We start from the raw sequence: 13,799 nt of genomic DNA on the forward strand, positions 1-13,799 counted from the left end.
CGTGCAGTCGCCCGATGATGCGCAGGTGGCCGCGTTGATCCGGCACCTGCTTGCGCAACGTCGGCCCGAGCAATCGATCTGTCCCTCGGAAGTCGCGCGTGCCTTGAGCGATGACGCGGCGGTGTGGCGAAGCCTGATGCCCCAGGTGCGTGCGGTGGCCGCAGCTGCCGCAGGCAGAGGCCTGGTACGGATCACCCAGCAGGGTCGAACTGTGGACCCTGCCACCGCACGCGGACCGATTCGACTGATGCGTGGGCCGCATTTCGACTGAAGCCCCATTGAGTGGATGCGCCAGCTGCCGTATGTAGCGGGATTAAACCGAATGTCGCCGAGCGACTACATCAAAAGGATGTAATCGTTCGGTGACATCAGGCCGCCTGCACCACGTGCAACGCCTTGGGATTACGCCACTGCGCCAGCAGCGCGGCTTCGCGCGCCCTGGCTTCCTGCAGATGCGCATGCTTGACGTGGCCATAGCCGCGAATGTGTTCCGGAATGCTGGCGATCTGCGCGGCCAAGCCCACGTTATCGGCATCCAGCCGTTCCAGCAGCATGTCCACGGTTGCGCTGTAATCGGCAATCAGCCGACGCTCGCCACGCCGTTCTTCGCTGTAGCCGAAGACGTCGAACTTGCCGCCACGCAGGAACTTCAACCGCGCCAGCAGCTTGAAGGCGGTGAACATCCACGGCCCGTACTCGCGTTTGATCAGGTTGCCGTGTGCGTCTTTCTTTGCCAGCAACGGCGGCGCCAGGTGGAAGCGCAGCGTGTAGTCGCCCTCGAACTGTTGTTGCAACCGGCGCTGGAAATCGCCACGCGTATACAGCCGCGCCACCTCGTATTCGTCCTTGTAGGCCATCAGCTTGAAGGCGTACCGGGCCACCGCCTCGGTCAGTGCGCTGCTGCCGGGCACGCGCTGCAGCTCGTGCGTGCGTACGCGCTCGACCAGGCTGCGATAACGCTGCGCGTAGGCCGCATCCTGGTAGTCGGTCAGGAACGCGACGCGACGCGCGATGGCCTCGTCCAGCGAATGCGCCAACTGCTCGTCGTCGAGCGGCGCGGCCGGTGCAGCGACCTCGCCATGCAACGTGCTGCCGTCGGTCTGTGCCAGCGCACGCGGTGCGCTCTGGCCGCTGAGATCGTGCTCTTCCCAGCTGCCTGGTCCGCGTGCATGCGGTGTATCGCCATGCAGATGTGCAGGCGCGTCGGCACCGGCCAGACCCGCAGCGCGTTGCACCGCCGGCAGATCGATCGCCGCCAGGCGCCCCCAGGCGAACGCCTGCTGATTCATCGCAACGGCTGCACCATTGAGTTCGATCGCGCGCATCAGCGCCGCATGCGATAGCGGCACCAACCCGTGCTGCCACGCGTAGCCAAGCACGAACAGATTGCTGGCGATGGCGTCGCCCAGCAACGCCGTTGCCAGCTGCGTGGCATCCAGCAACAACGGCTCCTGGCCACCGAGCGCAGTGCGCACACCGGCGATGATCTCGGCAGCGGGAAACTGCAGGTCCGGTTGCGTGGTGAACGTGCCCGGCATTGCTTCGTAGGTGTTGAGCACCACCTGGGTGCGGCCATCGCGCACCTTGGAGAGCGCCCAATAATCGTTGACCACCACCATGTCGCAGCCCAGCACCAGGTCTGCTTCGCCGGCAGCGATGCGCACGGCGTGGATGTCGGCGGGCTGGCGTGCGATGCGGATATGCGTGGTCACCGCGCCGCCTTTCTGCGCCAGGCCGGTCTGGTCCAGCACCGTGGCGCCCTTGCCTTCCAGGTGCCCGGCCATGCCGAGCAGCGCGCCGATGGTCACCACGCCGGTGCCGCCGACGCCGGTGATCAGGATGTTCCAGGGCCGTTCCAGCGCGGTGCGCTTGGGCGGTGAGGGAAGCGTGTCCAGCAGCGTGCTGGCGTCGCGCCGCTTGCCCTTGCGCGGGGCACCGCCATGCACGGTGACAAAGCTCGGGCAAAAGCCCGCGACGCACGAATAATCCTTGTTGCAGTTGGACTGGTCGATCTGGCGCTTGCGCCCGAATTCGGTTTCCTTCGGCAACACCGACACGCAAAAGCTTTTCTCGCCGCAATCGCCGCAGCCTTCGCACACCAGCGAATTGATCATCACCCGCTTTGGCGGATCGACCAGCTTGCCGCGCTTGCGACGGCGGCGTTTCTCGGTGGCGCAGGTCTGGTCGAAGATCAGGATCGACACGCCCTTGACGGTGCGCAGATGCTGCTGCACCGCATCCAGTTCGCCACGATCGTGAAACGCGACCTCAGGCGGAAACAGCTCGCGCCGCCGCGTCCACTTGCCGATGTCGTCGCTGACCACCGCAATCTCATGGATGCCTTCGGCGCGCAGCTGGTGGGCGATGTCCGGCACGGTGAGCGTGCCGTCCACCGGCTGCCCGCCGGTCATCGCCACCGCATCGTTGTAGAGAATCTTGTAGGTGATGTTGACGCCGGTGGCGACCGACTGCCGGATCGCCAGCGAGCCGCTATGGAAATACGTGCCATCGCCCAGGTTCTGGAACACGTGCGGGGTGTCGGTAAACGGCGCCTGCCCGGACCACGTGACACCTTCGCCGCCCATGTGGGTGAAAGTGTCGGTGGCTCGGTTCATCCAGGTCACCATGTAGTGGCAACCGATACCGCCCAGCGCGCGCGAGCCTTCCGGCACGGCGGTGGAGGTGTTGTGCGGGCAGCCGGAGCAGTAATGCGGCACGCGCGGGAATTGCGCGCGCGGCAAAGCCATTTCCGCTTCCTTGGCGTCCATCCAGCGCAGCCGCTGCTGGATCGAATCGGTATTGATCGTGCTCGATTGCAGCAGGCGCAGGATGCGCCTGCCGATCACCGCCGCGATGGTGGCCGGCGTCAGTTCGCCGGTGGACGGCAGGATCCACGCGCCCTGCTCATCGTACTTGCCGACAATGCTCGGCCGCGCGCCGGCGCTGGCCGGCCAGTTGTAGAACAGTTCCTTCATCTGGCGCTCGATGAAGGCCTTTTTCTCTTCCACCACCACGATGTCTTCAAGCCCCTGCGCAAACGCGCTGATCCCTACCGGCTCCAGCGGCCAGGTCATGCCGACCTTGTAGACGCGGATGCCGATCTGCGCGCAGGCCTGCGCGTCCAGGCCCAGGTATTCCAGCGCCTGCAGCACGTCCAGGTAGCTCTTGCCGGTGGTGACGATGCCCAGTCGCGCATTTGGTGAATCCAGCACCACCTTGTCGATGTGGTTTGCGCGCGCAAAGGCTTGCGCGGCGGCGATCGCATACCGGTGCAGGCGCATCTCCTGGTCCACCGGCGGGTCTGGCCAGCGGATGCTCAAGCCGCCCGGCGGCAGTGCGAAATCCTCCGGCAGCACGATGGTGCGCGCGAACGGGTCCGCGTCCACCGAGGCGGACGATTCCACCGTTTCGGCAATCGTCTTGAAGCCGATCCAGCGCCCGGTGTAGCGGCTCATCGCCCAGCCGAGCAGGCCCATGTCCAGGATGTCCTGTACTCCGGCCGGATTGAGGATGGGCATCATCGCGCTGACGAATTCGTCTTCGGACCCGTGCGGCAGGGTCGAGCTGCGGCAGGCATGGTCGTCGGCGGCCAGCGCCAGCACGCCGCCAAACGGCGAGGTGCCGGCGGCATTGCCGTGCTTGAAGACGTCGCCGCTGCGGTCCACGCCCGGCCCTTTGCCGTACCACATGCCGTAGACGCCCTGCACGTTCGCGCCGGGGAACAGGTTGGTTTGCTGGGTGCCCCACACCATGGTGGCGGCAAGGTCCTCGTTCAGACCTGGAGTGAAGGTGACCTTGGCCGCGTCCAGGTGTTTGCGCGCCCGCCACAGTTCCAGGTCCAGCCCGCCCAGCGGGCTGCCGCGGTAGCCGCTGATGAAGCCGGCGGTCTCCAGCCCGGCAGCGTCATCGCGCAGGCGCTGCAGCAGCGGCAGCCGCACCAGCGCCTGCACACCGGACAGGTAGATGCGCCCATCGGTGCGCGTGTACTTGTGGTCCAGCGTGTAGTCCGCATCCACCCGGCCGAGCTCCGGCGTGTTGGCAGAGTCGGGAGAAGAAAGCGCAGCGGTACTGGTCATGGCGTGCCCGGAAAGGGTGGCTGGGCCCCGGTGCATGTCATCTGAAACTATCTGACGCACCCGACGGATTCCAAAACGGCGGTGCAAAGTGTAACAGTCAGCTTTTCCGCGCCCGTCCCTGTGCGGATGCGCAGCCGACGCGCTGCGGGTAGGATGGGGACGGGAAGGGGTCGTTTGCTGTCAGGGGAAAACACAGTGAAAAGGAAATACGCGTGGGCCGCTCTGGCCCTGCTCGGAGGGGTGTGGTCGTTGGCGCAGGCGCAGAGCTTGCCCAAGCCCAAGGAGTTCTATTTCGACGAAGACCGCGGTACCACCAAGGCCGTGGTGGCCGTACAGGGCCAGGGCGATGCAGTCGTCGACCGGCTGGCGGCGATGGTGCAACGTGACGCCCGCGCGGCCGACCCGCGCGCGCAGTTGGCGGCGCTGGCCTACGCCGGTGGGCGCACCCAGTTGGGCGATGAGTTGTATCAGGGCGCGCTGGCGCTGGTCTCCAACGGCAGCCAGCAGTACCGGGCCATCACCTGGAACTATGGATGGGACCTGCTGCGTGCCGACCAGCCCGACAAGGCGCTGCAGCAATGGGCCAACCTGGCCAATGGCCGTCCGGCCACGCCGGAATGGCTGCCGACCACGGCTGCACTGGCGCTCTGGCGCGCCGGACGCAAGCAGGAGGCGGTCGAGTGGTATGCCGCAGCCGTGCGCACCTGGCCGGACCGTTGGAGCAGTACCGCCAACTACGCCAGCCTGTTGCCGGAATGGCGCGAGGCAGAGCGCGCCAGCCTGGCCGAGGTCTTTGCGGCCTGGCAGGCCAACCCGCCAGCGTTTCCGTAAGCGCTTCGCCGCGCTGCGGGAGTTCCTGCAGCGCGGCTTGTGCAGTGAATCGACCGGTTGCCGCCATTGGCCGATACGCCAGGCGCCATCTGGCGCGTCGGCCTGCCGCCTACTTGAAACGAAGACGTCTAACGTTGATTCCGCGAGTTCGGTGAAAGGCTGAGCAGGTCTGCCCTGATCGCAATCACGGCTCAAAACTTCGGCGTACCGACGTTGCGAGGTCGATGCGGGAGAGCAACGCGTTGGTCTGTGGCGTGGCTGCGGGGCCCTTGTCCGCCCACCATCGCAGGACACGCTGCAAGTACGTCTTTGTAGGCGCTTGCGCGGCAGCCGTGCCGCGTAAGGTCCCGCGACGGCGGGCGCAAGGACCAGTTGAGATGGTCGATGCGCAGAGCTAAGACAGCAGCAGGTCGCCTGGCTGGCGCGGCGTCCTCGCTCCTTCAATCGAGTCACCAACGAACTGTCTGATGCGCTGTGCTTGCCGATCGCGGGACCGTTGGCGGCATGGATCCCGCCATCGAGCCTCCACGGACGGGTTCACGGCGTGTCGCGCACTCGGCGCTGCAAGCTTGCTCCACGGCCTGGTCCGCCCACCATCGCGGAACACGGTGCAAGGACGTGTTTGACCAACGCATTGTCCGGAGCGGCGAGGGCGCCGCGTGTTCGATACGCTGGCTTCCGCATAGGCAAACGATGCGGTCGTGGCAGCTCCGCGGTGACCGGAGCTCGGGTGGCGTGCACCTTGCACCCCAGCCAGGCCAACGCATCCACCGATGCGCGCACCGCGCGCTATGCGATCCTGTGCATCGCTTTCCAACGGACACGATCGCGCATGGCGGTAGATGCATTTGCCTTGATTCTGGCCATGTTGGGGCTGGGCCTGCTGTTCGCCCGCCTGCGGGTGTTGCCGGACAACAGCGCCGATGTGCTCAACCGCATCGTGCTGTACATCTGCCTGCCGGCGTCGGTGCTGACCTATGTCCCGCGCCTGCATCTGGATGCTTCGCTCGGTGGGGTGATTGCCACGCCATGGCTGCTGACCGCCATCATCGTGCCGTTGCTGTGGGGTTGCAGCCGCCTGTTGCGCTTGGGCCGCGCCGAATACGCCGCGCTGCTGATGTGTGTGGTGTTTACCAATTCAAGCTTCATCGGCTTTCCGATGGTGCGCGCGCTGATCGGCGATCACGCGCTGCCGTATGCAGTGGTCTACGACCAGTTCGGCACCTTCGTGTTGCTGTCCACGTTCGGGCTGTATGTGCTGGCCCGGTACAGCGGCGACACCCCGCCGACCGCACGGCTGATCGCGATGCGCGTGCTGCAGTTCCCGCCGTTGTGGGCGCTGCTGTTCGCCTTGACCCTGATGCCCGAGCAACCGCCGGCCTGGATTGGCTCGGGCCTGAAGAACCTGGCCGATGCGATGTTGCCGCTGGTGATGCTGTCGGTGGGCTTTTCGCTGCAGCTGCGCCTGCCTGCCGACGAACTCAAGCCCTTGGCGGTGGGCCTGGTGTTCAAGCTGCTGCTGATGCCGGTCCTGGCCTTGCCGTTGTCCTGGGGGCTGGGCCTGCATGGGCAGATGCTGCAGACCAACGTGCTCGAATCGGCCATGCCCACCATGATCACCGCCGCCGCGCTGGCCATTTCGCACCGGCTGGCCCCGCGCCTGGCTGCAGCGATGGTCGGCTACAGCATCCTGCTGTCGTTGCTGACGCTGCCTGCGTGGGCCTGGCTGCTGGCGCGGCTGGTGGCGTGAAACCGTAACGCTCGCAGCAGCCAGAGCGCGCTGGCGCCGCAGGCACACGCTTGCGCTTGTTCGGGCTGTGGTACGCCAACACCTGCAACATCGGCGCCATGCTGCATTGCGACGCCGCGGCTGAGCGATACGCGTGGACGATCTTGCGCCGTGCCAGGCTTCCATCGTTGCCACGCACAGCTGCGGCGCAAGGCCTTGCGCGCATCGGCTGAAGGTCTGCGCTGTCGTTGCCTGTCCCGCAGCAGTGCGTTTAACGCGTTTCGACTACTTCCTCACCTTGCCGCGGTGTACGCTGCCGGCTTGCTCCCGGAAGCGAGGCGTGCATGAAGACAGTCCTGGTGGCCGCCTCCAAAGGCGGCGTCGGCAAGACCACGATCGCCACCAATCTGGCCGCACATGCGGCGTTGCAAGGCCAGCGCACCGTGCTGGCAGATGCCGATCCGCAAGGCTCGTCCACCCGCTGGGCAGAGCGCCGCGCCAGCCTGGAAAGTGCGGTCTTGCCGATCGACGCCACCAAGCGCCGCAGCTGGCAGAGCGCCGTGCCGGACGGCACCGATACCCTGATCGTCGATGCGCCGGCCGGTGCCATGGCCGACGAGCTGAGCGGATTTCTCGACCACGTCGATGCCATCGTGGTACCGGTGTTGTCCTCGGCGCTGGATATCGAAGCGGTGGTCGGCTTTCTCAACACGCTGGCCAAGGTGCCGCGCGTGCATCAGCGCAAACTGCCGGTGGGCCTGGTGCTCAATCGTGCCCGTCCCTGGACCCAGACCTCGCAACAGGCCGCCGACATGATCGGCAACTGGCCGTATCCGCTGGTGACCCAACTGCGCGACACCCAGGCCTATGTGGTGATGGCCGGGCTGGGACGCAGCTTGTTCGACTACCGCTCGGCGCAGGTGCGCGACCATCAACAGGACTGGGAGCCGCTGTTCAAGTGGCTCAAGAAGTCCTAGAACCGGAAAGTTCCTATGCGCGAATTGATCTTGTTGCGACATGCCCACGCCGAACCGGCCGATACCGGCCAGGCCGATTTCGATCGCCCGCTGTCGCCGCACGGCATCGCCGAGGCCGAGGCGGCCGGGCGTTGGCTGCGCGAGCAGCGGCTGGTGCCCGACCGGGTGCTGTGCTCCCCGGCCCGCCGCGCCCGCGAAACCCTGGAGGCGGTGCTCGAGCTCACCGGCTACATCGAACAACGGCTGGACGAACGCATCTATGAGGCCACGCCCGGCACCCTGGCCAGCCTGGTGGACGAACATCGCGAGGCCGAGCGCCTGCTGCTGGTGGGCCACAACCCTGGCCTGGAACGGCTGGCAGCGCTGATGCACAGCGGCCAGACCGGCGATTACCGCGGCATGCCCACCGCCTCGATCGCGTTGCTGGCCTTGCCGCTGGACGCCACCATCGAGCCGGGCATCGCCCGCCTGACCGCCTTCTGGTGGCCCTGATCCGTGTCATCGTCGCTGCGCTGGTACGCCTGGCTCGCGCTCTGGGTCGTGTTCCCCTGCATGGCGCAGCAGAAGGTGCAGTCCATCGACCCGGCGCAATCGCGCTTCGGGTTCGAGATCAAGACGCGCTTCGGAATGAAGATCGAGGGGTTTTTCCCGCGTTTTCGCGGTGACGTGGTGACCTTGGCCGACGGGCGTCAGCAGGTGCGCTTCCGGCTGGACGCCACTCAGGTGGAGATCCCCGGCAAGGACCGCTACACCAGCTGGATGCGCGGGGAAGATTTTTTCGACGTTGCGCAGTACCCGGTCGTCGAATTCGAGTCGCTGCCGTATGTCGACGAAGTGGTGAAGCAGGGGGGCGACATCGTCGGCAACCTGACCATCCGCGGAATCACCCATCTGGAAACGCTGCATGTGGTGCCGGCCGAATGCACGCGGCCGGGCTATGATTGCGACGTGATCAGTCGAGGGACGGTCCTGCGTGGACGTTACGGAATGAATGCGTGGCAGATGGCCCTGGGCGACAGGGTGACGTTCATTCTGCGTGGGCGCCTGCAGGAGGCGCGGCGCCCGTGAAGTACCTGTTGAGGGTGTGCGTGCTGGCAACGTTGTTGCTCGGCACCGGATGCGCCAGCCTGTCACAAACCGAACGCAACCGTGCCGCCGGTGTCGCTGCCGCGGCACGCAGCACTGTAGTCAACTGCAGCCAGGCCGATCGCTGTGCGCAACCCTCGCCATTGCGCGCGCTGGGCGGGGAGGCGATGACCGCCTCCACACCGGCGGCGCCGCGGCATTACGCCACCATCGTCGACCACGGCGAAGAATCGCTGGTGGCCCGGCTCAACCTGATCCGCAGCGCCACCCGCAGCATCGATCTGCAGACCTACATCTTCGACAAGGACGACAGCGCGCGCATGGTGCTGGACGCACTGGTGGACGCCGCCCAACGCGGGGTCAAGGTGCGCATCCTGATCGATCAGTTGTCGGCGATCGCCGATCTGCAGATTCTCGGTGCGCTGGCCAGCAGTCATGAAAACCTGCAGCTGCGCATCTACAACCCCACCTTCGGCAAGGTCAAACTCAATTACTTCGACTATGCCGGCAGCGTGCTGTGTTGCTTCCGCCGCTTCAACCAGCGCATGCACAACAAGCTGCTGGTGGTGGACGACGTGCTGGGCGTGGTCGGTGGGCGCAATTACCAGGACGACTATTACGACTGGGACAGCGAGTACAACTTCCGCGACCGCGACGTGATTCTGGCCGGGCCGGAAGTGCGCGCCATGGCCGCCAATTTCGATGCGTTCTGGCGCGCCCGGCGCAGCGTCCCGGCCGAGCGTCTGAACGATGTCGGGCGCCTGCTGCTGGAGCAGGGCGTGCCGACGATGCCGCCGGCCGAGTTCCGCCGGCCCGACCGGGTGGCACGGGTGGACCGCGAAGCGCGCGACCCGCAATTCGTGCGCGACGCCTTCGTGACTCCGGCCATGCCGGTGCAACGTGTGCTGTACGTGGCCGATCTGCCGCAAAAGCACCGCCGGGAACATGCGGCCAAGGCGGTGTCCACGGCGCCGGAACTGGATGGCCTGATTGCCGGCGCGCAGCAGGAAGTGCTGCTGCAGACCCCGTACCTGGTGTTGTCCGACCAGGCGCAGGCGATCTTCCGCACGTTGCGCAAACACCCGCAGCCGCCGCGCATCGTGGTGTCGACCAATAGCCTGGCCGCCACCGACAACCCCATCGTGTATGCGCTCTCGTACAAGTTCAAACGCCGCAACATGCGCGAGCTGGGCTTCAACGTGTACGAGTTCAAGCCGTTTCCGCTCGACGCCCCGGTGGATTACGCCAACCTGGTGCCGGACCCGCTCAACCCCGCTTCCGAGGTCAATCAGGACAGCCGCAACAATCGCCTGATCGGCGGCAGCGCTGCGGGCAATGCGATGCGCGGCAGCAGCGGCCCGGAAGGCAACGCCAGCGCGAGCGCCGGCAGCGTGCTGCGTGGCAGTGGCGGCGGCCGTGCGCCGGGCGGGAGCGAGGTCGATCGGCGCGTGTTGCGTACCGAAACGCGGCCCTCGTTCCTGGGCACGCGCGCGGTCAACAAGCCGCTGCCGGTGACCCGCGCCGGTGCGCGCATGGGCTTGCACGCCAAGTCGTTGGTGGTGGATCGCCGCATCGGCGTGATCGGTACGCACAACTTCGACCCGCGCAGCGAGAACTACAACACCGAAGCGGCCGTGGTGATCGACGATGCGCGCTTTGCGCAGGCGTTGGCTGCCAGCATCGAACGCGACATCGCCCCGGAAAATGCCTGGACGGTGGCGCCGCGCGAAAAGCCGCCGGTGCTGAGCGGGTTGAACTACAGCGTGGGCAAGGTCTCCGAAGCCTTGCCGGTGCTGGACTTCTGGCCATGGCGCTACGCCACCAACTACGAGTTCCAGCCCGGCCCGGATTGCCCGTTCCCGCTCAAGCGGCAGGACCCTCAGTTCCGCCAGTGCTATGTGGCGGTGGGCGATTTTCCGGAGGTCAATGTCGGCCCGAAGTGGCTGCTGGTGCGCATGCTGACCGCCTTCGGCGCCGGGCTGGTACCGATTCTCTGATCGGCTGGCGTGCCGCGCGGGTCGCAGCAGCCGGTGCCCGCGGCGCAGCGCGTTGTGGTTGGATGCACGCAGTTGGCTGCGGATCGGCCCCTGGACGCCGGAAATCGCCGAAGCGGCTGCAGTTGTCACGGGCGAAGGTCGCGTAGTGCATTGGTGCCACCGACGAATGCGGTCAGGTGACGGCAGCACTGCCCAGTTGCATCGCGTCCCAGGCGCCGGGATGCTCTAGCGCTTCCCGCTTCCCGCTTCCCGCTTCCCGCTTCCCGCTTCCCGCTTCCCATTCCCCATTCCCCATTCCCCATTCCCCATTCCCCATTCCCCATTCCCCATTCCCCATTCCCAGCCCATGACCTTCCGCGAACCCGTCGATTTAGCCGCCCTCAATGCCGCCAGCCGCGATACCTTGATCGAGCATCTGGGCATCGTCTTTACCGAAGCCGGTGACGATTGGCTGCGCGCCACCATGCCGGTGGATGCGCGCACCAGGCAGCCCTACGGCCTGCTGCACGGTGGCGCCTCGGTGGTGCTGGCCGAAACGCTGGGCAGCAGCGCCGGCAACCTGTGCGTGGATATGTCGACCCAGATCTGCGTGGGGCTGGAGATCAATGCCAATCACCTGCGCGCCGCCACCCAGGGGCTGGTGACCGGCACTGCACGGGCGGTACATGTGGGGCGTAGCACGCATGTTTGGGACATCACCATCGAAAACCCGGCCGGCAAACGCGTCTGTGTGTCGCGATTGACCCTGGCGGTGGTCGCGCGCAGCAATGGCTGAGCTCGCCCGGCAGCGGCATGCATGGAACAGCGTCATCCGCTGCCGGCACTGCGCGGCGGCCACGCTGCTGTCACAATGGTTGCGCCTCCTTCCCCCGTTACCGGTTCCGTTCGTCGAATGAGCGAGTCATCCCTGGACGCCACGCGCGACGCTGGCGGCGCGTTGCGTTGGTTCCGGTACCTCTACCGGGTGCCACTGTTGTTGCTGCATCTGTGTCTCGGCCTGCCGGTCACCATGCTGTGCGTGGTGGTGCCGGCGCTGGCGCGGATCCGGATCGGGCACGACGACACCCTGGAGGAGCGGATGATCCGCTGGTGGCAGGGCACCTTGATGCGCGTGTTCGGCTTCCGCCTGCGCCGCTTCGGAACGCCGCTACCGGGCGCGACCCTGTTCGTGGCCAACCACGTCAGCTGGGTGGATATCTCCATCCTGCACAGCCAGCGCGTGATGGGGTTTGTGGCCAAGCGCGAAATCGCCGGCTGGCCGCTGGTGGGCTGGCTGGCAACCAAGGGCCAGACCATCTTCCACCAGCGCGGCAATACCGAATCGCTGGGCGGGGTGCTGCAGGAAATGCTGCTGCGCCTGCAAAGCGGCAAGCCGGTGGGGGTGTTCCCGGAAGGCCGTACCCGTGGCGGTACCGAAGTGGGCCCGTTCCATGCGCGCATCTTCCAGGCGGCGGTGGAAGCCGGGGTGCCGGTACAGCCGGTGGCGCTGCGGTACGGGCTGCGCGGCAACGCGCAGGCGGTGGTGGCCTTCGGTGAGCGCGAGAGTTTCTTCGCCAATATCGTGCGCCTTCTGGGCGAACCGTCGCGGCTGGCCGAAGTGCATTTTCTCGAGCCGATTCGCGCGCTGGACATCGAAGGCCGCCGTCGCATGGCCGAGACCTCGCGCCAACGGATCGTCGCAGCGATGGAATCCTAGCCGACGATGCGCACGCGCCTCTCCCCTGCGGCCAGCCGCAACGCCGGTGCGATGCGCGCATGAACGCCTCCGATTACTTGCCGCCGCGCTGGCTGCGCAATCCGCACGTGCAATCGGTGCTGGGCAGCAGCGCCTTGCGGCGCATCCGCAGTCGCCAGTTGCTGGCCGCCAGCGGTGCGGTCACCAGCGAACATATCCTCGATGGCGGCGACGGTGTGCGCCTGCAGGGTTGGATGAGCATCCCGCCCGGCGATGCGCCACCGCGCGGCACCGTGCTGTTGCTGCATGGCTGGGAGGGCAGCGCCGATTCCAACTACATGCGCCTGACCGCCGCGCGCCTGCTCGGTCTGGGCTACCAGGTGTTCCGGCTGAACTTCCGCGACCACGGCGGTACCCATCATCTCAATGTGGACCTGTTCCACTCCGACCGCATCGAAGAAGTGGTCAATGCCGCAGGCGATCTGTGGCGGCGTTTTCCTGCGCCGCAGTTGCTGGCTGCAGGGTATTCGCTGGGCGGAAACTTCGCGCTGCGGCTGGCGCTGCGTGCGCCCGCCGCCGGCCTGCCGCTGGCGCGCGTGGCGGCGGTGTGCCCGTTGCTGGACCCGGCCGCCACCATGACCCAGCTGGAGAAGGGCCCGCAGTTCTACGACTGGTACTTCCGCCGTAAATGGCGCGAATCGCTGCTGCGCAAGCGCAAGCTGTTCCCCGAGCAGCACGGGTACGACGACGCCACCCTGGCGCTGGACATGCGCGGGCTGATGGCCTGGCTGGCGGTGAAACACACCGGACACGGCTCGCTGGAAGCGTATTTCGACAGCTACTCGATTGCCGGCCAACGCCTGGCCAACCTGCAGGTGCCGGTCGACATCCTGATGGCCGAAGACGACCCGGTGATTCCGTTCGCCGATTTCGCCGCCTGGCAGTTGCCGGCGCATGCAAAGCTGGAAATCGCACGCTGGGGCGGGCATTGCGGCTTTCTGGAAAACGCCCGCGGCGACGGCTTTGCCGAACGCTGGGTGGCCGAGCGGCTGACCACCGCGCGCGAATGACGCTGAGACGACATCCGTCCATGGATGCAGTGATCGCCGTTTTGCCAGTGATCGTCGGTTGCGTGAGGGTCTACTTCAGCGCGATCAGCCTCTACACCCGGCCGCAGACCGGGCAGATCCTGTTCCGCTCCCGCGCAGGATCGGTTTCCGTCGGCGCCCATGCTGCGCTCTGGCATCTGGGCCAGTTGATGTTTGGGGCGCTCTGCGTGGCCTGCGGCGCGAGCGTGCTGCGTCGGACGTCGGCAAGCGTTTGAACCTCTGGCCGGCGCGAACGATCGATGTGGGTTCGCACCGCCGATAACGCCCACCCTGCACACGGCGGCAGGCAGCAGCGTGCGTCGCCCATGCAAGCCGCCGC

12 protein-coding genes are annotated in these 13,799 nt (G+C 66.5%); 11 read left to right on the forward strand and 1 reads right to left on the reverse strand.

Features of this window, described 5'->3' with window-relative positions; genetic code table 11:
• Position 1: 1 nt before the first annotated feature.
• Entirely contained in the window at positions 2-271 is a 270-nt protein-coding gene (locus AC1POX_RS00830; RefSeq protein WP_031420622.1) for a DUF3253 domain-containing protein, read from the forward strand.
• A gap of 97 nt (positions 272-368) precedes the next feature.
• On the opposite strand, the gene AC1POX_RS00835 is transcribed toward AC1POX_RS00830, so the two are convergent.
• A complete protein-coding gene (locus tag AC1POX_RS00835) occupies positions 369-4,112 on the reverse strand; it encodes an indolepyruvate ferredoxin oxidoreductase family protein (RefSeq protein WP_372356637.1) in 3,744 nt (1,247 codons plus the stop codon).
• A gap of 159 nt (positions 4,113-4,271) precedes the next feature.
• On the opposite strand from AC1POX_RS00835, the gene AC1POX_RS00840 reads away from it, so the two are divergent.
• From AC1POX_RS00840 to AC1POX_RS00885, 10 genes are all read left to right on the forward strand, one after another.
• Positions 4,272-4,907, forward strand: a complete 636-nt coding sequence (locus tag AC1POX_RS00840) for a hypothetical protein (protein WP_008571529.1) — start codon at positions 4,272-4,274, stop codon at positions 4,905-4,907.
• A gap of 832 nt (positions 4,908-5,739) precedes the next feature.
• The gene (locus tag AC1POX_RS00845) at positions 5,740-6,657 is read left to right on the forward strand and encodes an AEC family transporter (RefSeq protein WP_008571532.1); all 918 of its coding nucleotides are present in this window, start codon (positions 5,740-5,742) and stop codon (positions 6,655-6,657) included.
• A gap of 323 nt (positions 6,658-6,980) precedes the next feature.
• Positions 6,981-7,613 (forward strand): ParA family protein, encoded by a 633-nt coding sequence (locus AC1POX_RS00850; RefSeq protein WP_109290535.1) that lies wholly within the window; start codon positions 6,981-6,983, stop codon positions 7,611-7,613.
• A gap of 15 nt (positions 7,614-7,628) precedes the next feature.
• Positions 7,629-8,105 (forward strand): SixA phosphatase family protein, encoded by a 477-nt coding sequence (locus tag AC1POX_RS00855; RefSeq protein ID WP_003488452.1) that lies wholly within the window; start codon positions 7,629-7,631, stop codon positions 8,103-8,105.
• Between the two features lie 3 nt (positions 8,106-8,108).
• Positions 8,109-8,681 carry a YceI family protein gene (locus AC1POX_RS00860; RefSeq protein WP_008571534.1) on the forward strand — a complete coding sequence of 191 codons (573 nt, stop codon included), beginning with the start codon at positions 8,109-8,111 and terminating at the stop codon, positions 8,679-8,681.
• A complete protein-coding gene (locus AC1POX_RS00865; RefSeq protein ID WP_029818223.1) occupies positions 8,678-10,696 on the forward strand; it encodes a phospholipase D family protein in 2,019 nt (672 codons plus the stop codon). Before AC1POX_RS00860 ends, AC1POX_RS00865 begins: the two co-directional genes overlap by 4 nt.
• A 346-nt stretch (positions 10,697-11,042) precedes the next feature.
• Positions 11,043-11,471 (forward strand): hotdog fold thioesterase, encoded by a 429-nt coding sequence (locus AC1POX_RS00870; protein WP_011345912.1) that lies wholly within the window; start codon positions 11,043-11,045, stop codon positions 11,469-11,471.
• Between the two features lie 21 nt (positions 11,472-11,492).
• Positions 11,493-12,392, forward strand: coding sequence for a lysophospholipid acyltransferase family protein (locus AC1POX_RS00875; RefSeq protein WP_007968095.1), 900 nt, complete (start codon positions 11,493-11,495; stop codon positions 12,390-12,392).
• A gap of 59 nt (positions 12,393-12,451) precedes the next feature.
• The gene (locus AC1POX_RS00880; RefSeq protein WP_011345914.1) at positions 12,452-13,441 is read left to right on the forward strand and encodes a YheT family hydrolase; all 990 of its coding nucleotides are present in this window, start codon (positions 12,452-12,454) and stop codon (positions 13,439-13,441) included.
• A gap of 20 nt (positions 13,442-13,461) precedes the next feature.
• Entirely contained in the window at positions 13,462-13,695 is a 234-nt protein-coding gene (locus tag AC1POX_RS00885; RefSeq protein WP_039417469.1) for a hypothetical protein, read from the forward strand.
• Positions 13,696-13,799 lie beyond the last annotated feature (104 nt).

This window comes from Xanthomonas sp. NCPPB 3442 (assembly GCF_056725145.1).

Excerpts from the sequence above, each read along its gene's own strand:
- AC1POX_RS00855 (WP_003488452.1), top strand. The coding sequence starts at position 7,629 with ATGCGCGAATTGATCTTGTTGCGACATGCCCACGCCGAACCGGCCGAT.
- AC1POX_RS00885 (WP_039417469.1), top strand. The coding sequence starts at position 13,462 with ATGGATGCAGTGATCGCCGTTTTGCCAGTGATCGTCGGTTGCGTGAGG.
- AC1POX_RS00880 (WP_011345914.1), top strand. The coding sequence starts at position 12,452 with ATGAACGCCTCCGATTACTTGCCGCCGCGCTGGCTGCGCAATCCGCAC.
- AC1POX_RS00875 (WP_007968095.1), top strand. The coding sequence starts at position 11,493 with ATGGAACAGCGTCATCCGCTGCCGGCACTGCGCGGCGGCCACGCTGCT.
- AC1POX_RS00835 (WP_372356637.1), bottom strand. The coding sequence starts at position 4,112 with ATGCACCGGGGCCCAGCCACCCTTTCCGGGCACGCCATGACCAGTACC.
- AC1POX_RS00870 (WP_011345912.1), top strand. The coding sequence starts at position 11,043 with ATGACCTTCCGCGAACCCGTCGATTTAGCCGCCCTCAATGCCGCCAGC.
- AC1POX_RS00850 (WP_109290535.1), top strand. The coding sequence starts at position 6,981 with ATGAAGACAGTCCTGGTGGCCGCCTCCAAAGGCGGCGTCGGCAAGACC.
- AC1POX_RS00845 (WP_008571532.1), top strand. The coding sequence starts at position 5,740 with ATGGCGGTAGATGCATTTGCCTTGATTCTGGCCATGTTGGGGCTGGGC.